Raw genomic sequence first — 22446 nt, 5'->3', positions numbered from 1 at the left:
CGGAGAAGCCCTGATGGCGAAGCCTCCGGCCCCGCCGCGCGCCTGGCAGCGCATGCTGTCGGGCCGCCGGCTCGACCTGCTCGACCCATCGCCGCTCGATGTCGAGATCGAGGACATCGCCCATGGCCTCGCCCGCGTCGCCCGCTGGAACGGCCAGACTCGTGGGGTGCATTCCTTCTCGGTGGCGCAACATTGCCTACTGGTCGAGGCCATCGCGGGCCATCTCAACCCGGACTGGCCGCGCGGCTGGCGCCTGATGGCGCTCCTGCACGATGCGCCGGAATACGTGATCGGCGACATGATCTCGCCGTTCAAGGCGGTGATGGGCGACGCCTACAAGGGCGTCGAGCTGCGCCTGCTCGCGGCGATCCATCTGCGCTTCGGGCTGCCGGCGGCGACGCCGGCGATCGTGAAGCGCAGGACCAAGGACGCCGACAAGATCGCCGCCTTCCTCGAGGCGACGGAGCTCGCCGGCTTTGAGCGCGCGGAGGCGCTGCGCTTCTTCGGCCGGCCGCAGGCCCTGCCGCGCGAGATCCTGGCGCTGCTCGAGCCGCAGGCGACGGAAGCGGCGCAGGGAGCGTTCCTGGCGCGCTTTGGCGAACTAACAGGATGAGGTGCAGGATCCCCTCTTCCGGATGAGAGGGGTAGGGTGAGGGGCTGCCGCTGACCGCTAGGGCGACCCTCCGAGCGGCTGCGCCTTCCGTGGCTGGGGCAGGCCCTCATCCCTGCCGTTCTCCCCCATGGGAGAAGGGGGGCCCCGCGGCTTTATCGTCGCCGGTAGCGTCCGGCCTCAATAGCAGGAAACAAACTCCCGATAGACCCAGCCCACCACATGGTTGCGGCCGCGCGGGCTGATCAGCGCCCAGGCCCGGCCGCGCTCGTCCGAGCCGGTGTTGATCACCCGGATCCCGGCGCCGTTGCTGACGCGGCCGATGATCTCGCCGTTCGGAGTCTCGCGGATGTTGAGCGGGGTGCCGGTCGGATCGGTGACGGCGCAGCGGTTCTGGGCGAGCGCCGGCGCCGCCGTCAGGCAGCCGGCGAGGATTGCGGCGTACAGGCCGAGGCGGCTGGCGGTCATGAGCGCATCTCCGATCGTCGACCGGCGCGCCCCGCGCCGTCACATGGCGGTGCCATGTCCGGTCCAGAGCGGTTTTCGCTCGCGCGGTTGTTGCCGCACTGCAACAGTGATTCAGGATCGCCAGAAGCTCAGGCTCGACTTTGATCTCGATCAAAGCGGGCAACACTGCGGCAATGCTGTGTCGGAAACGCGCCGCCCCGGGGCGGCTCCCTCCGCAGGACCCCTCCGATGATGCACCGCCTCCTCCCCCTCACCGCCGCGCTCCTGAGCACGACGGTGCTCAGCGCCGCCGCTGCCGACCTGCCCTCGCGCAAGGCGCCCACCTTCACGACAGTCGAGACCTGGAGCCCGTGGATGATCCGCGGCCGCGCCCTCGTCGTGGTTCCGCAGGAATCGGCCAGCCTGCGCGTCGGCGGCGTGCCGGTGCCCGGCGCCGATGTCGACATCTCGAACTCGGTCGTGCCCGAGCTCGACATCAGCTATTTCTTCACCAAGAACATCGCCGTCGAGCTCATTCTCGGCGTGACCCCGCATAATGTGAAGGGCGCCGGCGTCCTCGCCGGGGCGAAGATCGGTTCGGCCTGGCTGCTGCCGCCGACGCTGACCCTGCAGTACCACTTCGACCCGATCGGCGCCTTCAAGCCCTATATCGGCGCCGGCGTGAACTACACCGTCTTCTTCGACGAGAAGGCCAAGGGCGGCTTCACCAGCTTCGACCTGAAGAACACATTCGGCCTCGCCTTGCAGGCCGGTGTCGACATCATGCTGGACAAGCACTGGGGCATCAACTTCGACGTGAAGAAGATCTTCCTCGAGCCCAAGGTGAAGGTGAATGGCGGCGCCGTCGCCGGCAAGGTCAAGATCGACCCCTGGCTCTTCGGCACCGGCGTCACCTACAAGTTCTGAGCCGGAGCCGCGGCCGCCTCGCCGGGCGAGGCGCCGCGAATCGGGACATCCTGTCGAGCCGCCGACGCGAGTCGGCGGCTTGATTGTTTCTATCCTGGAACAAGTCCTCGATCATTCCGCCGCTTCCGGTGAAAATCGCGAACCGGCATAGTGTCTCCACGTCCTGAAGCCGCACGGAGGAGACCGCCATGTCCAGCCTGAGCCTGCCAGCCGGCGTCGAGATCAAGGGTACGCTCGCCGAGCGCCATGACGAGGTGCTGAGCCATGACGCGCTCGCCTTCGTCGCCGATCTGCAGCGGCGCTTCAACGAGACGAGGAAGCGCCTGCTCGCCCTGCGCAAGGAGCGCCAGAAGCGCTTTGACGCCGGCGAGACGCCCGACTTCCTGGCCGAGACCCGGCATATCCGCGAGGGCGACTGGAAGGTGGCGCCGATCCCGGCCGATCTCCAGGACCGGCGCGTCGAGATCACCGGCCCGGTCGACCGCAAGATGATCGTCAACGCGCTGAACTCCGGCGCCAAGGTCTTCATGGCCGATTTCGAGGACGCCTCCTCGCCGGTCTGGGCCAATATGGTCGAGGGTCAGATCAACCTGAAAGACCGCTGGGCCGGCCGGATCGACTTCACCGATCCGGTCTCCGGCAAGGACTACAGGCTCAAGGACAAGCCGGCGGTCCTGATCGTCCGCCCGCGCGGCTGGCACCTGCCGGAGCGGCACATCCTGATCGACGGCGAGGAGGCCTCGGGCTCCCTGGTCGATTTCGGCCTCTATCTCTTCCACAACGCCAGGGCGGGGCTGGCGCAGGGCTCGGGCCCGTATTTCTACCTGCCCAAGCTCGAGAGCCATCTCGAGGCGCGGCTCTGGAACGACGTCTTCGTCGCCGCGCAGGGCGCGCTCGGCCTCAAGGCCGGCACCATCAAGGCGACGGTGCTGATCGAGACCCTGCCGGCCGCCTTCGAGATGGACGAGATCCTCTACGAGCTGCGCGAGCACATCGCCGGGCTGAACTGCGGCCGCTGGGACTACATCTTCTCCTTCATCAAGAAGCTCGCCCGCAACAAGGCCTTCGTCCTGCCCGACCGCTCGCAGGTGGTGATGACCAAGGCCTTCCTGCGCGCCTATTCGCTGCTGCTGATCAAGACCTGCCATCGCCGCGGCGCCTTCGCCATGGGCGGCATGGCGGCGCAGATCCCGGTCAAGAACAATCCCGAGGCCAATGCCGCCGCCTTCGCCAAGGTCAAGGCCGACAAGGAGCGCGAGGCCGGCGACGGCCATGACGGCACCTGGGTCGCCCATCCCGACCTCGTCCCCGTCGCGATGGAGGTGTTCGACCGGCTGATGCCGCAGCAAAACCAGCTCGGCAAGCTGCGCGAGGATGTTTCGGTCGGGCGCGAGGACCTGCTGGAAGTCCATCAGGGCACCCGCACCGAGGCCGGCTTCCGCGAGAACATCCGCGTCGGCGTGCAGTATCTCGAAGCCTGGCTGCGCGGCCGCGGCGCGGTGCCGATCTACAACATGATGGAGGACGCCGCGACCGCCGAGATCAGCCGCGCCCAGATCTGGCAGTTCGTCCAGTACGGCGTCGCGCTCGAAGGCGGCATCAAGGCCGACGCCGAGCTGTTCAAGCGCTGCCTGCCGGAGGAGATGGCGCGGGTGCGCGGCGAGCTCGGCGCCGAGGCCTACGACAAGGGCCGCTTCCCCGAGGCGATCGAGCTGTTCTCGAAGCTGTCGCTGGCGCCGGAATTCGAGGAGTTCCTGACCGTGCCGGCTTATGGGAAGCTGGGGTGATCGACAGAAGCGGGCGCCGGCACGAGGCCGGCGTCCGGGTTCAGTCGATACCGATAAAGACATGCTCCGGCCAGCGATGATCGCTGAGCCATATTTTGATGGCCGTCGTTGTTGACGGGACGTCTTGGCGATGGACGAGTTCCTCGTCGACCGTGTCGATGATCAGGGCATGGGCAGGGGTCTCGATCGTGCCTGCAAAGGCCACCGGCCAACCGGGATCGACGTCTTTGGCCGCACCGATATGAAGCTGCGTCGGCCCGTCGATCTCGGGGAACAGCCCGACGATGAGACAGCTGGGCGAGGCGGCCACCAGGCTGACCTTGGGTTCGAAGCTCTTCGACGGAACATCGAAATCCCCGCTGCCGTGCACGAACACGATCGAGTTGACCGGTCGAATCTCGACAATTCGCTGCATCATTTTCTTCCCCTGAAGCGACGCACAAAGCCGCCTTGCTTCAAACTACATGACAAGCAGTGAGGATATAGCCGTTGGGTCGCTCCGGATCGGCCGAATGCGCTCGGCAACTGATGATCCGGTATAAAATTACCACTAGCGGTTCCAGGTTCGGTCGTTCCACAGGTATGGCAGCCGAAACGCGACCCGATTCTATTTATTTCATCTCGCTCAGAAGGGGTGAAACGTTGATACGAGTTACGAGCCGGGATGGAGTCCGCAGAGAACGCCCCCGGTCCAATCCCCATCGCTTGCAGCTCACGCAGCCGCGCCTCGGCTTGCCTGACTGCAGCCTGGTTCGTAGCGATTGCACCTTCGATTCCCTCAGAAATGCTGGCAGGGGGCTTCCAGCGAGCATCGATCTCCTGCACCTGACGGATGGCCGCCTGGGCCTGCAGCTCGGACGCGACGAGTCGGGCCTGCTGGGCAGGCGTCGCATTGGGCCAGGCACCGGCGCTTCCGCGTGGCCGACCCGTGGCCCAGTCCAGCGACGTGTCATCCAGGCTATCCAGTGCTCCTTCGAAATCGGAGGACAGATCGTCTCCGCCATCCCCACCGCTCGTCCACTGCCCACCATCAGGGCTGCCGGCGGGGACACGCGGCTGGTCGGGATTGTATTTGGACGCGATCGGTCGCCAGGGTCGGCTGACGAGCAGATCGCGTCGCAACTCCAGCAGCGTCATGGCAATCCGCTCGACGCCGAGCCGCATGTCGAACAACGCACTCGCGAAACCGGCTTGCGCCATGACGATTCCCTTTTCCCGACGCGTATGATCGGGCCTGCCAGAGCACGGGGATCAATTCACCATCCGTCCCCGCAGAGACTTCTCCTTTGCTCTCGGACCTTTGAAATTCGCCGCGGCACCGCCATTTCCCTTCTCTCCATCGGAGCAAGACCATGCGGCTCGCGTTCCTGTCCGCCCTCGCGCTCGGCCTGCTCGCGACGAGCGCGCTGCTCGCCGAGCCGCTGAAGCCCGAGCGCAGGATCGAGACCGCCTCCGACTTCGCCGGCAAGAAGCGCAAGGCCGCCAGGGATATCAGCGGCATCGCCTGCCTTCCGCCGGCCGGCGCCGAATGGCGCTGCCTCGTCGTCAACGACGAGAGCCGGGCGGCCCAGTTCGCGACGCTGGCGCAGGGGACGATCAGCCCCGGACGCAGCCTGCCGCTGATCGGGGAGGGCGCGCCGGCCGGCGCGCGCGGGCGCCAGCCGACGGTCGGCTGCCCCAGGCAGGGCAGCTTCGGCGAGTTCGACGGCGAGGGCGTCGCCTTCGCCGATCGCCAATTCTATGTCGTCGGCTCGCATGGCTGCTCGCGCCATAGCGGCGAATATCGCCCGTCCTCCTTCCTGCTGGCCCGGATCGCAGCCGGCACCGGCGAGGCCGGCGCTCCCGAACTGAGCTGGCGCGTCGCCGATCTGCTCGCCGCAGCGGGCGAGGTCGCGCCCTATCTCGGCAAGACGCTCGACGAGACGGGCAACGGGCTCAACATCGAGGGGCTCGCTGTGGTCGGCGACCGGCTCTGGCTCGGCCTGCGCGCGCCCTCGCTCGCCGGCCGCGCCTTCCTGGTCGGCGGCAGCGTCGCCGAATTGTTCAAGCCGGGCAGCGAGCCGGCGGCGGGTAAGCCGCAACTCCTCGCCTTCGCAGCCGGGGCGCAGCGCGGCGTGCGCGACCTCGCTGCGCTCGCCGATGGCCGGCTCCTCGTCCTCGTCGGCCCGGCGCAGGAGCAGGACGTGCCCTATGCGGTCCTGCTGCTCGATCCGGCCGATCCGGCCTCCGTCCGCGAACTCGGCGAACTGCCGCCGCGCAAGCCCGCAAAGGCCGAGGCGCTCACCGTTCTGGCGCAGAAGCGTGACGAATTGCGCGTGCTCGTCGGCTATGACGGGGTGAGGAACGGCGGGTTCGAGGAATACCGGCTGAGGCTGCGCTGAGGCGGGGCCGCCGGCCTTCACCGCCATTCCCCGACATGCGATGGCAAGGACCATGGACTTCCTCGACCGCCTCGATTCTCTCGTCTCCCGCTATCTCGCCGAGGTCGCCGGCCCGCGCGAGCGCCTGGCGCTGCTGCGCTGGCAGATCGCCGAACGCCATGCGCTCGAGGCACGCGAGACCCTGCCGGGCCATGTCACTACCAGCGCCCTCGTGCTGTCGCCCGACTATGCCAGGGTGCTGCTGATCGACCATGTCGTGATCGGCCGCTGGCTCCAGCCCGGCGGGCATTACGAGCCGGCCGCCTGCTTCCACGAATCGGCGGCGCGCGAAGCCGTCGAGGAGACCGGCGTCTCCGGGCTGGGGCTGCATCTCTGGCATGGCGGCGCCGATACACCCTTCGCCATCGACAGCCACGAGGTCCCCGGCAATCCGCGCCGGGGCGAGCCGCCGCACATCCATCACGACCTGCAATATCTCTTCATCGCCGATCCGGCCTTGCCCCTCGTCGCACAGGAGGAGGAGGTGCATGCCGCCGCCTGGAAGCCCGTCGCAGAGCTGGCCGGGATCGCGCCCATCGCCTTTGCGCGGCTGCGCGCCCTGGGCTCCCAAGACTGAACGGGCCGCTGTTGCTCGCCCGCAACAATGTAACAATATGATCCTGCGGCCGGCGGCCTCGTATTGCGACTAATTCGCATTTGCGTAAGGTGCAGCCACCAACAGGATCGCCAGCCTTGCTGAAGCCCGCCGCCTTCGCTCTCGCCGTCTCAAGCCTGCTCACGCCCGGCTTCGCCGCGGACCTTCCCGCGCGCAAGGGCGTCCCGGCCGTGCCGCCGGTGCTCTCGGCCTGCACCGAGAGCGAGGGCATCCCGACCGACGCGTTCGGCTTCACCACCGGCTCGGACGTCGCCGAGGTCGGTTCCCTCGGCGCGAGCCTGACCTATGGCGGCGGCTTCGGCATCCGCGATGGCCGCCAGGCCGCGCATGGGCTGCAGCTCCAGGGCTCCTACGGCCTCTTCCCCTGCTTCGAGATCGGCCCTTACCTGCTCGGCGGTTTCAGCGACGCCAGCGTCGCCGGCGCCAAGGCGGACAGCCGCAGTGCCGGCGCCGGCGTCGAGATGAAGTACCGCCTGCTCGGCCGCGACCTGCACGGCATCGGCCTGACCGTCGTGGTCGATCCCAGCTTCAACCGCCTCGACCCGACCGGCGCCGGCAACTTCACGGCCTACAACACCGGCATCCGGCTCTTCGCGGACAGGACGCTCGTCCCCGGCAAGCTCTACGCCGCGCTCAATCTCTCGCATGACCTGACCTGGACCGGGCCCAGCCCCAATCTGCGCTCCTCGACCTTCACGGTCGGCGGCTCGGTCGCCTGGCAGGTGCTCGACGGGCTCTATCTCAGCGGCGAGGTGCGCCATCAGCGCCGCCACGACGCTCTCGGCTTCGGCAAGGAGGCCGGCTACGCCACCTTCGCCGGGCCCGGCGTCTTCTGGCAGGCGACCAAGCAGTTCGCCATCTCGGCGGCCTATAATGTTCAGATCGCAGGCAAGGCCAAGGGCGTTCCGGGCGATCTCGACGTCACCAGTTTCAGCCAGCATCTGGTGAAGGTGAAGGCGGCCTACAGTTTCTGAGAACCGCCCGGAACGCGCGATCGACGCGCACGACCTGCCGATCGACGCGCTCGATACCGAGGAGGCGATGGGCCTGCTGCACCATCACCTCGATCAGGCGGCCGAACGCGCGCCGACCGCCCGAGCCGAGCCGCGCGGGTGCGACGTCATTGCGGCTTCGCTGCCCAAGTGCAGGCGCCCGGCCCTGCCGCCGAGGCCGGCGGGACGTGGGAACTCAAGGCGTCGAGTCGTCGCGAGCGCTGGCCGGCGGGCGAGATGAGGAGCATCGCTCCGCCGAATTGACCCCGCCGGATTTCGGCCTTACCCGTCTTCGCGACGGTTCCCTCACGGGATCAAAAGGGAACGCAGTGCGGGTGGCCTGGCCGCCTCATGCTGCGGCTGCCCCCGCAACTGTAAGCGGCGAGCCTTTCGCCATGCGCCACTGGGGCCTCGGACCTGGGAAGGCGGCGAAAGGCGGCGACCCGCGAGCCAGGAGACCTGCCGTCAGCCGTGGTCACACGCGAACACATCGGCCGGGGTGCGCTGATGGGTGATGGACCTTTGCGCGCCCGGCTGCGGGAGCGCAGCGGAGCATCTCGTTCGCGGTGACGTGCCACTGACGTCACCCGCCGAGGTTTCCCGTGATTCGCTTGCCAAAACCCGCCAGGAGCGGGCGTCCGCCCTTCGCTCTTTCCCTGCTCGCCGCCTCGGCCATGCTGAGGCCGCTTCCGGCGCCGGCACAATCCGGCGAGCAGCCGATCGCCCTCGACGAGGTGGTCGTCAGCCCGACCGGCGTGCCGACGCCGACCCGGGAGATCGCCAGCTCGGTCACCGTCGTCACGGCCGAGGAGATCGAGCGCCAGCAGCACCGGACCCTGCCGCAGGCGCTCGCCGCCGTGCCCGGCCTCAACCTCGTCCAGACCGGCGGGCCGGGCGGGCAGAGCTCGGTCTTCATGCGCGGCACCAATGCGAACCACGTCAAGGTGCTGGTCGACGGCATCGATGTGAGCGACCCCTCGGCGCCGAACCGCGCCTTCGATTTCGGCCAGATGCTGACCAGCGACATCGAGCGGATCGAGGTGCTGCGCGGCCCGCAGAGCGGCCTCTACGGCGCCAATGCGCTCGGCGGCGTCATCGCGATCACGACGAGGCGCGGCGAGGGACCGCCGAAGCTGGCGGCCTCGGTCGAGGCCGGCTCCTACGGCAGCTTCAACCAGAGCCTCGGCCTCAGCGGCGGCAATGATCGCTTCGACTACGCTTTCGGCGTCAGCCGTTTCCGCTCGGATTCGAGCCCGGTCACGCCGGCGCGGCTGGTTCCCGCCGGCCGGCGGCGCAATCCGGACGGTTACGACAACTGGAGCTATTCCGCCCGTCTCGGCGCCAGTCTGACAGACACGCTGAGCGCCAGCTGGGTCGGCCGCTACAGCGACGGGCACTTGCTGTTCACCGGCGATTCCGGTTTTCCGAGCCGGCCGGATTCGTTCCGCTCCAGCCAGAACGATCGCCAGGCCTTCACCCGCGGCGAGATCGTCTGGGACCCGCTGGACGGGCGCTTCGTCAACCGCTTCGGCCTGTCCTACAGCAACCAGGATCGCTCCAACCGCCGCCCGGACGCCTTCGGCATCCTCGGCCTGCCAGCTGAGAATCTCGGCGAGCGCATCAAATACGACTGGCGCGGCGACCTGAAGATCACGCAGGGCCAGACGCTCGCCATGGGCCTGCAATACGAGAACGAGCGCTTCGACACGCCCAACAAGGCCGTTTCGAGCGGCAACAGGGGCGCCTTCCTCGAATGGCAGTCGAACTGGAGCGAGCGCTTCTTCACCGTCGCGAACATCCGCTACGATCACGACGACGAGTTCGGCGGCCACACCACCTATCGCATCGCACCGGTCTTCATCATGCCAGGCACCGACACCAAGCTGAAGGCGAGCTACGGCACCGGTTTCAAGGCGCCGACGCTGAGCGAGCGCTTCAGCGATTCACGCCCGGCCTATGATTTCCACGGCAATCCCGACCTGAAGCCGGAGCAGAGCCGCGGCTGGGATCTCGGCTTCGAGCAGCCATTGCTGAACGGACAGGTCAATTTCGGTGCGACCTGGTTCCACAACGACATCGACGAGCTGATCCTGACCAATCGCAGCTTCACCTCCTACGACAACGTCGGCCGCGCCACGACAAAAGGCGTCGAGGCCTTCGCGGCTCTGGAGCTGACGCCGCAGCTCAAGGTCCGGGCCGACTACACCTTCACCCTCGCCAAGGACGAGACGGCCCGCCAGGAGCTGCTGCGCCGGCCGCGCCACAAGCTCAGCGTCACCGCGCGCTGGAACCCGGTCGAGAAGCTGACCCTGTCGGCGACGCTGATCCATCTCGGGGCGCGCATGGACGGGAATCGCGACTTCTCGATCCCGCGCCTGCGCGCACCCGGCGCGACGATCGTCAACCTCGCCGCCGATTACAGGGTCGACGATCGGTTCACCCTGTTCGGCCGCGTCGACAACCTGTTCGACAAGCGCCACGAGAACCCGGTCGGTTTCCTCGTGCCTGGCCTCGGGGCTTTCGGTGGTGTCAGGGTGAGCCTGTGAGGCTGTCGAGCTCCGCCGTCATGCCCGCCCTTGTGGCGAAAGATGACCCGGGTCGTCCGATGAAGAACGCGGGGAAGCCTTCTCCCGTGTGGGAGAAGGGCAGGGATGAGGGCCTGCCCTCGCCCATTGAAGTCGCAGCGGTGCCGTCGCGCGCCAATAATCAGCGGCGGTCCCTCACCCCTGCCCCTCTCCCATCCGGGAGAGGGGTTCCCCGCGGATGCTCTTGCCGCCATCGCTTACTGACGACTCTTCAGCAGACCGTTCTCCGTCTGAGTGCGGCTGTTCTCTGCCTGGTGGCCGCGAATGCCGCCACCCATGCCGACGACACACCCGCGCAGCCGCAGCGCATCGTCTCGCTCAACCTGTGCACGGACGAGCTGGTGCTGCGGCTCGCCGCGCCCGAGCACGTCGCCTCGGTGACCTGGCTGTCGCAGGACCCGCGCAACGCCAACATGGCGGGGCTCGCCCGCACGATCCCGGCCAATCACGGGCTGGTCGAGGAGGTGCTGGCGCGAAAGCCCGACCTCGTCGTGGCAGGCGCCCATACCACGCGCGGCACGGTGGCGCTGCTGAAGCGGGTCGGCATGACCGTCAGGGAGTTTCCCGTGCCGAGCAGCCTCGCCGGGATGCGCGAGCAGATCCGCGACATGGCGAAGCTGCTCGGCGAGTCCGCCCGCGGCGAGGCGCTGATCGCCGAGATCGACGCGCGGCTGGCGGCGCTCGCCGTGCGGCCGCGCCCGGAGCGTCCCCGCGCCATCGTGCTGCGCCCCAACGGCTTCACTACTGGGCGCGGCTCCCTCGTCGACGAGATCCTGACGGCGGCGGGGCTGACCAATCTCGCCGCCGAGCTCGGCATCGACGATTACAGCCAGATCGCGCTCGAAACCGTCGCGCTCGGGCGGGCGGACCTCCTGATCCTCGACGCCGCGGCGGACGGGCCGCCTTCGCTTGCGCACGAGCTGCTGCATCACCCGGTTCTCGCCAGCCTCGGCGGCCGGCTGAAGCTCGTCGCGTTGCCGGCAAAGCTCTGGACCTGCGCCGGTCCGGCAGTGGTCGATGCGATCGAACTGCTGCTCGACGCAGCCGCGCCGACGCCGGCCGGAAGCATGCCATGAGCACAGCGGCCATGCCCTCATCCGCATCCGATCGGCTCTCCTATTGGCGGCTGGTCGGGCTGCTCGCCGCCGCCACGCTCGCCATGGCCGCGCTGTCGCTCGCGGTCGGCTATGCCGAGCTCGACCTTGCCGTCGCGCTCGGCGACTGGTTCGCCGGGCGGCAGAGCCTGCCGGCACTGGTGCTCGTCGAGCTACGCCTGCCGCGCGCCGTCCTCGGCGCTCTGGTCGGCTTCAGCCTCGGCCTCGCCGGTGCGGCGATGCAAGGACTCCTGCGCAACCCGCTGGCCGAGCCAGGCGTCGTCGGCATCTCCGGCGCCGCGGCCTTCGGCGCCGTCACCATGTTCTATTCCGGCTTTGCCGGCGCCTTCGCGCTCGCCCTGCCGCTCGGCGGCATCGCCGGGGCCCTGCTCGCCGTCGTCCTGCTGTTCTCGCTCAATGGCCGGGGCGCGGGGACGATGACGCTGATCCTGGCCGGCGTCGCGCTCAACAGCTTCGCCGGGGCGATGACCGCGCTGGCGCTCAACCTCACACCCAATCCCTACGCCGCCCTGGAGATCGTGTTCTGGCTGATGGGCTCGCTCGCCGACCGCAGCCTCGTCCATGTCTGGCTCGTGCTGCCGCTGATGCTGGCCGGTTGGGCCCTGCTTCTCTCCTGCGCGCCGGCGCTCGACGGCCTCACCCTCGGCGAGGACACGGCGCGCAGCCTCGGCTTCGAGCTCTCCTGGCTGCGGGGCCGCCTGATCGGCGGGGCGGCGCTCGCGGTCGGCAGCGCCGTCGCCGTCACCGGCACGATCGGCTTCGTCGGGCTGGTGGTGCCGCATCTGCTGCGCCCGCTGGTCGGCCACAGGCCGGGCCGGCTGCTGCTGGCGAGCGGATTCGGCGGCGCCTGCCTGCTGCTGGCCGCCGATACGCTGCTGCGGCTGCTGCCGATCCGGCCGGAGCTCAAGCTCGGCGTCGTCACCGCCCTGATCGGTGCGCCCTTCCTGTTCGGCCTGATCCAGCGCCTGCGGCGGGAGGCGTGATGCGCATCGAAGCCAACCGCGTCACGGTCGCCCTGGCCGGCAGGCCGATCCTCGCCGGGATCGATCTTTCACTGCGGCCGGGCGAGCTCGTCGGCCTGATCGGCGCCAATGGTGCCGGCAAGACCAGCTTGCTGCGCGTCCTCGCCGACCTGCTGCCGCCCGATGCCGGCACGGTGCTCTATGACGGACTGTCGGCGGGCAGGCTGGGCCGCCGCACGCTCGCCCGGCGCCTCGCCTTCCTCGCCCAGGGCGGCACCGTTCAATGGCAGATGCGGGCGGAGGCGGTCGTCGCGCTCGGCCGCCTGCCGCATCGCCGCCCCTTCGCCGGTCTCACCGCAGCCGACAAGGCCGCGATCGGGCGCGCCTTCGCCGCGGCCGATGCGGACGCCTTCCGCGGGCGCAGCCTCGACACGCTCTCCGGCGGCGAGCGCATGCGCGTGCTGCTGGCGCGGGCCCTGGCGGTGGAGGCGGAGATGCTGCTCGCGGACGAGCCGCTGGTCGGTCTCGACCCGCGTCACCAACTCGAGGCGATGGCGCTGTTCCGCCGGATCGCCTCGGGCGGCACCGGCATCGTCGTCGCCCTGCACGACCTCTCGCTCGCCGGGCGCTTCTGCGACCGGCTCGTCCTGCTGGAAAGCGGGCGCGTCCTCGCCGACGATGTGCCGGCGGCGGTGCTCGACGACGGCAATCTCGCCCGCGCCTTCGGCATCGGGGTCGCGCGCGGCGCCTGCGACGGCGAGGCCTTCGTCCTGCCCTGGCGGGCGCTGAGCGAGGTCGGGCCGAGCCGCTGATCCGGTGCCTCGCCGCGGCGTCGGCGATCCTCCCGCTCCGGATCGTGCCACCACGCTCCGCGACCCGCATCATGTGCCCGCGCGCCGCCGAGCGGCCGACACGCTCGAACCTCGGTGCCCTGCGCCGATGCGATCCGAAGGATGACGGGAGGGTGGCGGCGGCCCATGACGCGAGCATCCCGGGCCAGGTCCCATCCTGGTCGGATTCGGCGGCCGGCTCCGCCCGCAATTCCCGCATTGCCGAAGCGCCGCCAATCGGCTATCCAGCCTCCACGGTTAGCGCCCGTAGCTCAGCTGGATAGAGCGTTGCCCTCCGAAGCTGGGAATCGCTGGGGCCGGCGAGCTAGAAAGCTCTTCTTTTACAAGACATTGACGGCTATCGATGCCTCCCTGTGGCGCCAACGATCCGATGCGGCACGACCTAGCCACATCTGTGCGGCGCCGGGTCTATAAGATCACCACTGACGCCGCTTGACCGGGCTGCATGCTCACCTGAAACGAGCAAGGAGCGGGCGCGAGATCGCGCGAGCGCGATTGAAGTGGGACCGGACGGCACGCTGTCCCGGCTCGAACGAATTAGCCTGATCGAAGTGTCAGCTCGCGAGGTGGCTGACCATCAGGCTGGTCGTGAGTTCCTTGCATTTGTTGATCCAGGTGTCCGCGTTTCCGCCGAAATCACACATGAGCCCGCCCACAACGCCTAGCAAAGCAAATCCCCACCACGATGCTGAGCGCTTTGCGCTTGCGGGCTCGTCTTAGCCTGCGCAATTTATACGTGTCACTGCTCGCGTTCCGCATGCTCCCGACACGCCCAAGGCGCGATAATCGCCAGGCTGTTTCTCGTGCTGCCGGACGATCTTGGCAGTCGGGGGGGCGAATGAGGTTGCCGAAGTTGGCTTGGAACGCCTGGGCACGCATCATCGTGTTCTGGGCACTGGTTGCGCTGGTGGTGTGGAGCTTCGCCCAGGTAGCGCCTTGGCTCGACACGACAGTTATGTTGCGGGTCGTCTCGCAGGCGACCAGGGGCGATCTCCACGGCCTCAGCTCCGAGGCCTTTGCTTTCGCTGTCTCGAGCGGCATCTTCGCCGTCGCGCTGGGCTTCGCGATCGCTTTCGGTGCTCTGCACGTGCTCGGGATCTGTATTCCGCTCAGGCGCCTGCGGCGCCAAGTGATCCGATCGGCGGACATGGTCGGCTTCGCCAAGACCTATGACGAAACACGAGACCTGTTCGAGGCTCACCCGCTGATAGGGCATGCTTGGAAGGAGTTCGACGAGACGTTGGTTCGGCGGCAAGGCGAGGACATCCTTCGAAATACCGTTCGACCGCAAGCCTTCATCAACCTCGCGACCGCGCGCGAGAAGCTGTTCGGTCTCAAGATGATGGGGGCAATACCGGGTTATTTCGTCGGCGTCGGCCTGCTGCTGACTTTCTTGGGGCTGGTGTTGGCACTGAACCAGGCGGCGGCAGCGGTGAGTAGCTCAGACACGAGCGCCATGCAGTCTGCGACGCGCAATCTGCTGCAGGTGGCGACGTTCAAGTTCGCGACGTCGATCGCGGGCCTCGGCGCCTCAATCATGCTGTCCATCTTCTTTCGCACCTATACGATCTGGATCGAGGCGGCGTTCGACGGCTTCTGCCACGCGGTCGAATCCCGTCTCCGCTATCAGGCGCCGCAGTCGATCGCGTCCGACACCAAAGACCTGATGGAGCAGCAGGTCACTGAGCTCAAGGCGATCAACAGCGCCGATTTCTTCACGCGCATGGGCCAGGAGATGACGCCGCGTCTGCAGGAGGTGATGTCCGTCGCGATGGCTCCCGTCAGCGACAGGATCGAGACCGCGGTCGGCCAACTAAGGGCTCACAGCCAGGACGGGCTCGGCGAGTTGCTCAAGACATTCTCGGAGCAGGTGCAGAACGGCGCAGGGACCGAACTGCGCGAACTCGCCACGACGCTGAAGGAGATGCAGGAGGCGATGCAGCGGGCGCAGCAGGGCATCAGCGGCACGGGCGAGGATTTCGGCCGCCGCATGGCCGATGCTGCATCCGGGCTGAACAGCATCATCAGCGACGCCGGCACAACGATCCGGGCCGCGGTGGAACAGTCACGCCATCTCGCGGAAGCGTTCCAGCAAACGGCGCAGGAGGTCCGGGCCGCGTCGGAACCTCTCGCCCAGTCAGGCGAACGCATAGCCGGTGTCACCGAGCGATTTGGCGAGACGATCGGGAAGGCGACCGAGACCTTCGAGGCCAGCCGCGAATCCTCAGGGCGGCTGGCGGAGGCGCTCTCCGGTCATGTCTCCCAGATGGCCGAGACCTGGAAAAGTTATGCGGCCCGTTTCGAGACCGTCGACGAGCACCTTGCAGCCGCGGTGAAGGAGCTGGGCGAGGCGACGGAGCGGCAGGCCCGGCAACTCGTCGACTACGCATCGAAGGTCGACCAGGGCCTCGCCGACGCCATCGACAAGCTCAACCCCGCGCTCGCGGCCATTGCAGAGAATACCGGCGATTTTGGCGAGGCGGTCCAGGACCTTCGGGCGGTGCTGCCGACGCCCCGCGCGGCCGGCAAGATCGATTGATGTGCCATGGCGATCGCTGACGAGACTGACCATAGCGGCTCGGAGGACGGCGAGAACTATTTCGTCTCGATGACCGATATGATGGTCGGCGTGCTGTTCATCTTCATCATCATGCTGATGATGTTCGCCCTCGATTTCCGGACCAAGACCGAGGTCCAGGAGAACGCCGTCGATGACGCCCGCAAGATGGCGCACAAGCTCGAGGAACTACGCGGTCAGGTGGGTGCGGAGATTACGCTGCTGGACGAGGCCCAGCGTGTGCGGCGCGAGATGCTCAGAGACATCGAAAGCCAGTTGCAGGCTGAAGGTCTCAACGTCAGGGTGGACGAAGCCAATGGCGTGCTCCGGCTGACGGAGGACTCGGTGCGCTTCAACCCAAATGAAGCAGACCTCAAGTTCCTCGCGCTGACGAACGTATCGAAGATCGCGCGGGTGCTCGAGCGCGTGCTGCCGCGCTACAGTGCTTGCCGTCTTCAGAGCAACGCGCCGCCCTGCCGCGCCAGCGGCGCGCCTTCGGTCGAGACCGTCTTCATCGAGGGGCACACCGATTCGGATGGCCCCGACGCCCAGAACTGGCTGCTGTCGGTGCAGCGGGCGGTGAACACCTATCGCCATATGATGGGCGAGGCTCGGGCGTTGCGTATGCTTCGCAACCAGCGTGGCGAGGAAATCGTCTCCGTCTCGGGCTATGCGGCGACACGCCCGATCGATGCCGGTAGCAGCCGCGAGGCCTGGGCGCGGAACCGGCGCATCGATCTGCGCTTCGTCATGGAGGTGGACAGCCGCCAGAGGCTTGGTGAGATCCTCAAGCTGACGGAGGAGATGAAGAAGGAAATCGACCGCCTGACGCAGGCGAGTGGGAGCGGTCGATGAGCGGTGCGGCACCTGCCTTTAGGTCCGCGATTACCGAGCTTAAGCGGCGCCTGCTCAGCATTGCTGGTGCGCCAGCGGAGACGGCCACAGCGCGGGCGGCGGCGCGCGTCGTCGCCGGGGCCGGTATGGCAGCGCCGCGGGCAGGCAAAGACTACGACAGGGTTGCCCGCGAGATCGCAGCCGCCGTTGCTGTCGGAGAGCCACTGGATTGGCGCCGTGCGCGCGACGGAGCATGGTGCCTGTGGACTACATCTCCGGCTCTCTCGGAGCAGCCGGCTGCGCTGGCCGCTGTCATTGAGGGGGTCCGCCGCAGCGGCCGCAAGACCGCCTCCCGCACGCTGGCATTGTCATGGTTGACCAGCTTCGAGCCTGGACGCACCGGCACGCCGGAGGTCGCAGCGGCGCTTCACGGCCTCGTGGCGACCATCGGCGCGCCTTGGGATCGCTTGCATGCGCGTTTCGGGCTCTTCGACATCGAAGCCGGGCCTCGGAATGTGGCACAGGCGGCAATCGCCGAACGACTGACGCCGGCGGCGCTGCTGACACAAACGGGCCTCTCCAGCCTCGCCGCGGGGGGCTATGCTCGGCATTGCATGAGCATCTGCCTCGAGGAGCTGGCCGGCGGACGCGAGCCGGACCCGATGGCGCGGCTCGCACTCGTGCGGGCGCTCGTGCACAAGCCCGACGGCAAGCTGCAATACGAGGGGCTTGGTCCTCTGGCGGTGCGGGCATTGCTGGCCCCCTTCGGCGTTGGCATGCCAGCGAAGGAAATCCGCGACGCCTATTTGGGGCTGCTGCTTAGCCTGTTCGGCGACCCGCGTGTGACCCCCGGTCGCTGGACTCGGATGCGGGACGATGAACAGACAGTCCGCCGATGGCTGGTCGAACAGTCGCTGAGGCAATTCCTCGACGTCGTGGATCGCGTCGCAGTGGCGCAGATGTGGCGCTATCGCCGCGCATTCTGGGAGGCCGTGTATCAGCACGACCTGATCGCCGATGCATGGGTGGTCTTCGACAAGGATGGGGCGAGGATCGCGCGCCAGCGACTCGGAACTGGCGTCGCCTTCGCCGCATTCGAGGACCGAGTTCAGCAAGGGCATGCGGTGCTGCTGTTGCGTATCGGGCGCGGCATCGTTTCCGAATGGAGCCACACTGGAAAATGCATCATCTGGAGCGACTCTGGCCACCAGTCTGCGCCCCGAATGGACGCGAAAACCTACAAGGCGGCTTCTTTACAGGCACCTGCGGATGCGGTTGCAGCGCCGACCGCAGAGATATTCGAAGTCACTCACCACAACTCCGATCTCTACGCCTGGCAGCGAAAGGTGGCCGACAGGATCCATTTTATGACCGGCTTCCGAATCCCTGAAGCGAGCTATCGAGTGCGGTAAAGTCATGGCCATCGTCTTCACTGCCACCCCTACAGGCACCGAGCTGCGCATACGCGCCGAAGAACGGCGCCTCCTTTCACGGAAGGCCGTGCCCCCTTCCAGCTGGTCCGGACTTGCCGGATCCGCTCGCGTCGCCGGCCGGTTTGCACTCGCCGAGGTCGAGGCCGGCCTAGGCCGAATCGACGGCGACGATCTGCTCCTTGCCGAGGATTCCGTCGCCTCGGCACCGGCTTCGGTCGCCGATACACTCGCGCTTCCGGTTCTCGGCCGGCTTTCGGTCAGCTTGTCACTGGACGGGCGCATAGAGACCGCAGAGGGGCGTATCCGTTTGAAATGGCGCGACCGCTCCTACCGGGACATTGCGCCCGAACGTCTCGGTGCGGTGCTGTCATGGGGAGGCGAAAGGGGCAGGCTCAGCCGCGAGCTGCTCGCACTAGTCCGAGCGGTCGAGGGTTACAACGCGACGCTCGGCACGGAGCCCGCGGCCCGCGTTGCCGCCTGGGCGCCTGTGCAGCAGGCGCTACGCGAGGCGGCGGGGCAAGATATTCATGCGGACGCCGTGCTCGGCAGTCTGACGATCTTCCAGGCCGGCTCGTTCGCACTGGATGTCCGCGAGCGCTCGGACGTCGAGGGGCCCGATTTCGTGCCGGTTTTGATGGCTCGTGAAAAGGCGGCCTCCTTAGAGGACGACGCGCCAGCCGATCGCTTCGACAGCGAGGATGAGGCCTCAGCCGAGGCGAGGCTGCGCGACACGCAGGCTGACGCGCTTCTTCCGCCGGAGCTGCAGGCGCAGTTCCTCAGCCAGTTCTCCAGTGGCGGACCGCGCCAGTCGCATGTGCTCGGGCGTAACCAGTTCGTCGTCGTGGCGCCGGAGCTGCGCACGGCGCTAGACGTCGTGCGAAGACAGCGAGCCGCCTCAACCGAGGAGCGCCGGGCTTTCCTTCGAAACCCGCGGCCGGCGCTGGCTGCTGCGCTAGGCGGAGATGCCGCTGACATGGCTGCGGCGCTGCTGTTTGTCGAGACGAAACAGTATTCCGAACGGGTGACCGGCCTCGGTCTCTGGGACCCGCCGAAACTGCCCTGGCTGGTCCGCAAGCCTAGTGGCTGGCTGCCGGAACGCTTCAGGCTGCAAATCGGTGAGCGCACGCTGGACTTCACCCCAGAGAAGCTGGATGCGCTGATCGAACGGGCTGACGTTGCCAAGGCGGCGGGCGAGCCAGAAATCGAGATCGATGGCACGCTGACACCTCTGCCCACGGTTGAGGCCGCGATCGCCGGCCTGCGCGGCGGGACGACACTTCCAGAGGCGGACGCGCTCGGACCCAGTAGTGAGCCGCCCGCTTCAGAGCGTCTTGTGCTGCAGATCAAGAGCAACGTCGAAGGCGTCGATTACATAATGACGCGGCCGCGACGACGCTGTGCGATCGCGCCGGGCCTGCCGGAGCATTTGTTGCGTAGCGCGCCCAAGCCGCATCAGCGAGAAGGCTTCGACTGGTTGGTGGAGTCCTGGACCGCGGGGGGGCCAGGTGTCTTGCTCGCGGACGACATGGGGCTGGGCAAGACATTTCAGGCTCTCGCGTTCCTCGCCTGGGTTCGCGCCAGCCAGAAAGCGTCGCGCGCCGCCCCGTCTGGCCCGATCCTAGTGGTCGCGCCCACAGCACTGCTACGCAATTGGACCGCAGAGGCGAGCCAGCACCTGGTTGATGACGCGCTGGGCGAATGCATCGAAGCGTTCGGCCCTGGTCTGTCGCGGCTGAAGCGCCGTAGAGAGCCTGGCTGGACACCGGAGGATGCGCTCGACGTGGATCGCTTGCGCGATGCAGGCTGGATCCTGACGACTTACGAGACGCTGGCCGACAACCACCGCGCCTTTGCGCGGGTCGGATACGCGGTCGCGGTGTTCGACGAAATGCAGAAGGTCAAATCTCCGGGCACGATCAACACCCAGGCCGCCAAGGCGATGAACGCGGACTTCGTGCTCGGCCTTACCGGCACGCCGATCGAGAACCGCATTGAAGACCTCTGGTGCCTGATGGACCGGGTCGCACCAGGATACCTAGGGGATCTGAAGTCGTTCTCTGCGGCACATGGGGAGGAAGACGCGGCAGCTCTCAAGACCCTAAAGTCGCGGCTGGACGAGCCTCAGGAAGGCGCGCCAGCCGTCATGAAGCGTCGCATGAAGGAGCAGATCCTCGAAGGCCTGCCGGAGAAGCGCATCGTGTCGTATCCGGTGAACATGCCAGCACCGCAGGCGGAGGCCTACACCGCTGCTGTGCGCGAAGCACATGCCGCAGGGCGTGATCCCCGCGCCATGTTGAAGGCAGTTCATGCGCTGCGGGGCATTTCCCTTCATCCGGACGGAGCGGAAGGCGTCGACGGCTATGATCCGCGGCAGGCCCAGACCTGGATCGAACGCTCGGCTCGAACCCGCCAGGTCTTCGCTCTACTGAGCCGCATCGAACAATCCGGCGAGAAGGCGCTCGTCTTTATAGAGGACAGGAGCGTGCAAGGAGCATTCGCCGCTGCTGCGACGACTCTCCTCGGTCTCGCTCGCACTCCAGCCATTATCAATGGCGAGGTTCCGGGCGACAAGCGGCAGGCGATCGTCGAACGATTTCAGAAGGCGCCGAAGGGCTTCGACCTCCTCATCCTCGGCCCGAAATCGGCGGGTGTAGGCTTGACCATCACGGCAGCGAATCACGTTCTGCATCTGAGCCGTTGGTGGAACCCGGCGGTAGAAGATCAATGCAATGACCGCTGCTATCGCATCGGTCAGACACTGTCCGTCACCATTCACATGCCCATCGCGGTCCACCCCGAGTTTGGTGACGCCTCATTCGATGTGACTCTCGACCGCCTACTTGCTCGCAAGCGACGGCTCTCGCAGGAGATGCTGGCGCCCCCAGTGAGTGACAGCGATCTCCGTGAGATGTTCGCGGCAACAGTGCAAACGAGCCTCGACGAACGCTAGAGAATCGTTCTTCCATAGAGCGTTGCCTACCGAAGGCGGAACCATTCCGAGTATGGATTCCGCGGAACTCCTTGGCCGATCAGGCATCCAGTGGTCTGTCTCAGCGGCCTGAGCCGCAATCGGCACACCAGCGCCACATCCAGCCGGATTTCCTTAGCGCCGCGCCTGGAAACCTCCTTGGCTCCGAGCGGCTGGTGACCTGAGACCCTTTTCTCCTCCGGTCTGAGGGAGAGTCCTGAGTTTCATTTCTGGCCTCAGGCGGCCTGTTTTTCCAGCGCGGATTTGAGGGCGAACTCGGCGGGCGTGATGTTGCCGAGGGCCGAGTGTGGTCTGTGGCGGTTGTAGTCCTCCTTCCATGCGGTGATGGCGCTGTGGGCCTCGACGAGCGTCGAGAACAGCATGTCGTTGAGGCACTCGTCCCGGAAGCGTCCGTTGAAGCTCTCGACGAAGGCATTCTGCGTCGGCTTGCCGGGGGCGATGTAGTGCCACTCGACCCCGGTCTCCTGGCACCAGCGCAGGATCGCCATCGAGGTGAACTCGGTGCCGTTGTCGGACACGATCGTCCCCGGCCGGCCGCGCAGGCGGATGATGGCATCCAGCTCGCGAGCCACGCGCAGACCCGAGAGCGAGGTGTCGGCGACAAGCGCCAGGCACTCGCGCGTGTAATCGTCGACGATGGCGAGCACCCTGAAGCGGCGACCATCCGAGATCGTGTCGGAGAGAAAATCGAGGCTCCAGCGCACATTGGCCCGATCCGGCACGAGCATGGGCCTGCGCGTGCCCAATGCCCGTTTGCGGCCGCCGCGCCGGCGCACCTGCAGCTTCTCCTCGCGATAGAGCCGCCGCAGCGTCTTCTGGTTCATCACGATGCCCTGACGGTCCAGCATGATGTGGATCCTGCGATAGCCGAACCGCCGGCGCTCCGCCGCCACGGCCTTCATCGCCTCGCGCAACAGCGCATCGTCCGGCCGGGTGCTCGTGTAGCGCACCGTCGAGCGGTCGATCTTCAAGGCCAGGCACGCCCGACGCTGGCTCACCGCATGCACCGTGCAGGCATGAGCCACCGCCTTCCGCTTCGCATCGGGCGTCACCATTTTTTTGCGGCGACGTCCTTCAGGATCGCGTTGTCGAGCATCTGTTCAGCCAGCAGCTTCTTGAGGCGGGCGTTCTCATCCTTGAGGGTCTTCAGCCGGCGCGCATCCGACACGTCCATCCCGCCATACTTCGCCTTGAACTTGTAGAAGGTCGCCGAGGAGATGCCGTGCTTGCGGCCGACATCCGCCGTCGCAGCTCCAGTCTCCTGCTCCTTCAGCATCCCGATGATCTGCTCTTCCGTGAATCGTGAGGGGCGCATCGTCCG

At 67.2% G+C, this 22446-nt stretch carries 18 protein-coding genes and 1 riboswitch; of the genes, 14 read left to right on the top strand and 4 right to left on the bottom strand.

Features of this window, described 5'->3' with window-relative positions; genetic code table 11:
• Positions 1–13 precede the first annotated feature (13 nt).
• On the top strand, positions 14–613 hold the full coding sequence (locus tag CS1GBM4_RS18240; RefSeq protein WP_186420154.1) for an HD family hydrolase: 600 nt from the start codon (positions 14–16) through the stop codon (positions 611–613).
• Positions 614–790: 177 nt separating this feature from the next.
• Here the strand turns inward: CS1GBM4_RS18240 and CS1GBM4_RS18235 are convergent, their stop codons facing one another.
• A complete protein-coding gene (locus CS1GBM4_RS18235) occupies positions 791–1078 on the bottom strand; it encodes an SH3 domain-containing protein (protein WP_186420153.1) in 288 nt (95 codons plus the stop codon).
• Between the two features lie 231 nt (positions 1079–1309).
• On the opposite strand from CS1GBM4_RS18235, the gene CS1GBM4_RS18230 reads away from it, so the two are divergent.
• Together CS1GBM4_RS18230 and aceB are read left to right on the top strand one after the other, a co-directional pair.
• Positions 1310–1984 carry an OmpW family protein gene (locus CS1GBM4_RS18230; RefSeq protein WP_186420152.1) on the top strand — a complete coding sequence of 225 codons (675 nt, stop codon included), beginning with the start codon at positions 1310–1312 and terminating at the stop codon, positions 1982–1984.
• A 188-nt stretch (positions 1985–2172) separates the two neighbouring features.
• A complete protein-coding gene (gene aceB / locus CS1GBM4_RS18225) occupies positions 2173–3771 on the top strand; it encodes a malate synthase A (protein ID WP_186420151.1) in 1599 nt (532 codons plus the stop codon).
• Between the two features lie 40 nt (positions 3772–3811).
• Here aceB and CS1GBM4_RS18220 read toward each other — a convergent pair whose 3' ends face one another.
• Positions 3812–4186, bottom strand: a complete 375-nt coding sequence (locus tag CS1GBM4_RS18220; RefSeq protein ID WP_186420150.1) for a hypothetical protein — start codon at positions 4184–4186, stop codon at positions 3812–3814.
• Positions 4186–4971 carry a hypothetical protein gene (locus CS1GBM4_RS18215; RefSeq protein ID WP_186420260.1) on the bottom strand — a complete coding sequence of 262 codons (786 nt, stop codon included), beginning with the start codon at positions 4969–4971 and terminating at the stop codon, positions 4186–4188. The genes CS1GBM4_RS18220 and CS1GBM4_RS18215 overlap by 1 nt, the downstream gene beginning before the upstream one ends.
• Positions 4972–5123: 152 nt before the next feature.
• On the opposite strand from CS1GBM4_RS18215, the gene CS1GBM4_RS18210 reads away from it, so the two are divergent.
• From CS1GBM4_RS18210 to CS1GBM4_RS18160, 11 genes are all read left to right on the top strand, one after another.
• The gene (locus CS1GBM4_RS18210) at positions 5124–6152 is read left to right on the top strand and encodes a DUF3616 domain-containing protein (protein ID WP_186420149.1); all 1029 of its coding nucleotides are present in this window, start codon (positions 5124–5126) and stop codon (positions 6150–6152) included.
• Between the two features lie 40 nt (positions 6153–6192).
• Positions 6193–6768 carry an NUDIX domain-containing protein gene (locus CS1GBM4_RS18205; RefSeq protein ID WP_186420148.1) on the top strand — a complete coding sequence of 192 codons (576 nt, stop codon included), beginning with the start codon at positions 6193–6195 and terminating at the stop codon, positions 6766–6768.
• Positions 6769–6884: 116 nt separating this feature from the next.
• On the top strand, positions 6885–7781 hold the full coding sequence (locus tag CS1GBM4_RS18200; RefSeq protein WP_186420147.1) for a hypothetical protein: 897 nt from the start codon (positions 6885–6887) through the stop codon (positions 7779–7781).
• A 299-nt stretch (positions 7782–8080) separates the two neighbouring features.
• A riboswitch (cobalamin riboswitch) is annotated at positions 8081–8281 on the top strand.
• A 192-nt stretch (positions 8282–8473) separates the two neighbouring features.
• Positions 8474–10345: a TonB-dependent receptor gene (locus CS1GBM4_RS18195; protein WP_186420146.1), complete on the top strand. Its 1872-nt coding sequence runs from the start codon at positions 8474–8476 to the stop codon at positions 10343–10345.
• 293 nt (positions 10346–10638) lie between these two features.
• A complete protein-coding gene (locus tag CS1GBM4_RS18190) occupies positions 10639–11460 on the top strand; it encodes an ABC transporter substrate-binding protein (RefSeq protein WP_210201599.1) in 822 nt (273 codons plus the stop codon).
• Positions 11461–11471: 11 nt separating this feature from the next.
• Positions 11472–12482, top strand: coding sequence for an iron ABC transporter permease (locus CS1GBM4_RS18185; protein WP_186420145.1), 1011 nt, complete (start codon positions 11472–11474; stop codon positions 12480–12482).
• A complete protein-coding gene (locus CS1GBM4_RS18180) occupies positions 12482–13273 on the top strand; it encodes an ABC transporter ATP-binding protein (protein WP_186420144.1) in 792 nt (263 codons plus the stop codon). Before CS1GBM4_RS18185 ends, CS1GBM4_RS18180 begins: the two co-directional genes overlap by 1 nt.
• A gap of 892 nt (positions 13274–14165) precedes the next feature.
• A complete protein-coding gene (zorA, locus tag CS1GBM4_RS18175; RefSeq protein WP_186420143.1) occupies positions 14166–15851 on the top strand; it encodes an anti-phage ZorAB system protein ZorA in 1686 nt (561 codons plus the stop codon).
• A 6-nt stretch (positions 15852–15857) separates the two neighbouring features.
• Positions 15858–16724: an OmpA family protein gene (locus tag CS1GBM4_RS18170; RefSeq protein ID WP_186420142.1), complete on the top strand. Its 867-nt coding sequence runs from the start codon at positions 15858–15860 to the stop codon at positions 16722–16724.
• A complete protein-coding gene (locus tag CS1GBM4_RS18165) occupies positions 16721–18115 on the top strand; it encodes an EH signature domain-containing protein (protein WP_186420141.1) in 1395 nt (464 codons plus the stop codon). Before CS1GBM4_RS18170 ends, CS1GBM4_RS18165 begins: the two co-directional genes overlap by 4 nt.
• A gap of 4 nt (positions 18116–18119) precedes the next feature.
• Positions 18120–21086: a DEAD/DEAH box helicase gene (locus tag CS1GBM4_RS18160; RefSeq protein ID WP_186420140.1), complete on the top strand. Its 2967-nt coding sequence runs from the start codon at positions 18120–18122 to the stop codon at positions 21084–21086.
• 254 nt (positions 21087–21340) lie between these two features.
• Here the strand turns inward: CS1GBM4_RS18160 and CS1GBM4_RS18155 are convergent.
• Positions 21341–22440, bottom strand: a protein-coding gene (locus tag CS1GBM4_RS18155; protein WP_244607294.1) for an IS3 family transposase whose coding sequence is annotated in 2 segments (ribosomal slippage) — positions 21341–22179 and positions 22179–22440 — 1101 coding nt in all. Because the reading frame shifts where the segments join, the coding sequence is not laid out codon by codon here.
• Positions 22441–22446 lie beyond the last annotated feature (6 nt).

Source organism: Allobosea sp. CS1GBMeth4, from assembly GCF_900185715.1.
Classification (GTDB): domain Bacteria; phylum Pseudomonadota; class Alphaproteobacteria; order Rhizobiales; family Beijerinckiaceae; genus Allobosea.
The sequence above is the reverse complement of the archived record's forward strand: the minus strand, read 5'-3'. Positions and strand labels throughout refer to the sequence as shown.

Bases quoted from the DNA above. Each gene is read 5' to 3' on its own strand.
- CS1GBM4_RS18240 (WP_186420154.1), top strand. From the start codon at position 14: ATGGCGAAGCCTCCGGCCCCGCCGCGCGCCTGGCAGCGCATGCTGTCG.
- CS1GBM4_RS18235 (WP_186420153.1), bottom strand. From the start codon at position 1,078: ATGACCGCCAGCCGCCTCGGCCTGTACGCCGCAATCCTCGCCGGCTGC.
- CS1GBM4_RS18230 (WP_186420152.1), top strand. From the start codon at position 1,310: ATGCACCGCCTCCTCCCCCTCACCGCCGCGCTCCTGAGCACGACGGTG.
- aceB (WP_186420151.1), top strand. From the start codon at position 2,173: ATGTCCAGCCTGAGCCTGCCAGCCGGCGTCGAGATCAAGGGTACGCTC.
- CS1GBM4_RS18220 (WP_186420150.1), bottom strand. From the start codon at position 4,186: ATGCAGCGAATTGTCGAGATTCGACCGGTCAACTCGATCGTGTTCGTG.
- CS1GBM4_RS18215 (WP_186420260.1), bottom strand. From the start codon at position 4,971: ATGGCGCAAGCCGGTTTCGCGAGTGCGTTGTTCGACATGCGGCTCGGC.
- CS1GBM4_RS18210 (WP_186420149.1), top strand. From the start codon at position 5,124: ATGCGGCTCGCGTTCCTGTCCGCCCTCGCGCTCGGCCTGCTCGCGACG.
- CS1GBM4_RS18205 (WP_186420148.1), top strand. From the start codon at position 6,193: ATGGCAAGGACCATGGACTTCCTCGACCGCCTCGATTCTCTCGTCTCC.
- CS1GBM4_RS18195 (WP_186420146.1), top strand. From the start codon at position 8,474: ATGCTGAGGCCGCTTCCGGCGCCGGCACAATCCGGCGAGCAGCCGATC.
- CS1GBM4_RS18185 (WP_186420145.1), top strand. From the start codon at position 11,472: ATGCCCTCATCCGCATCCGATCGGCTCTCCTATTGGCGGCTGGTCGGG.
- CS1GBM4_RS18180 (WP_186420144.1), top strand. From the start codon at position 12,482: ATGCGCATCGAAGCCAACCGCGTCACGGTCGCCCTGGCCGGCAGGCCG.
- CS1GBM4_RS18170 (WP_186420142.1), top strand. From the start codon at position 15,858: ATGGCGATCGCTGACGAGACTGACCATAGCGGCTCGGAGGACGGCGAG.
- CS1GBM4_RS18165 (WP_186420141.1), top strand. From the start codon at position 16,721: ATGAGCGGTGCGGCACCTGCCTTTAGGTCCGCGATTACCGAGCTTAAG.
- CS1GBM4_RS18160 (WP_186420140.1), top strand. From the start codon at position 18,120: ATGGCCATCGTCTTCACTGCCACCCCTACAGGCACCGAGCTGCGCATA.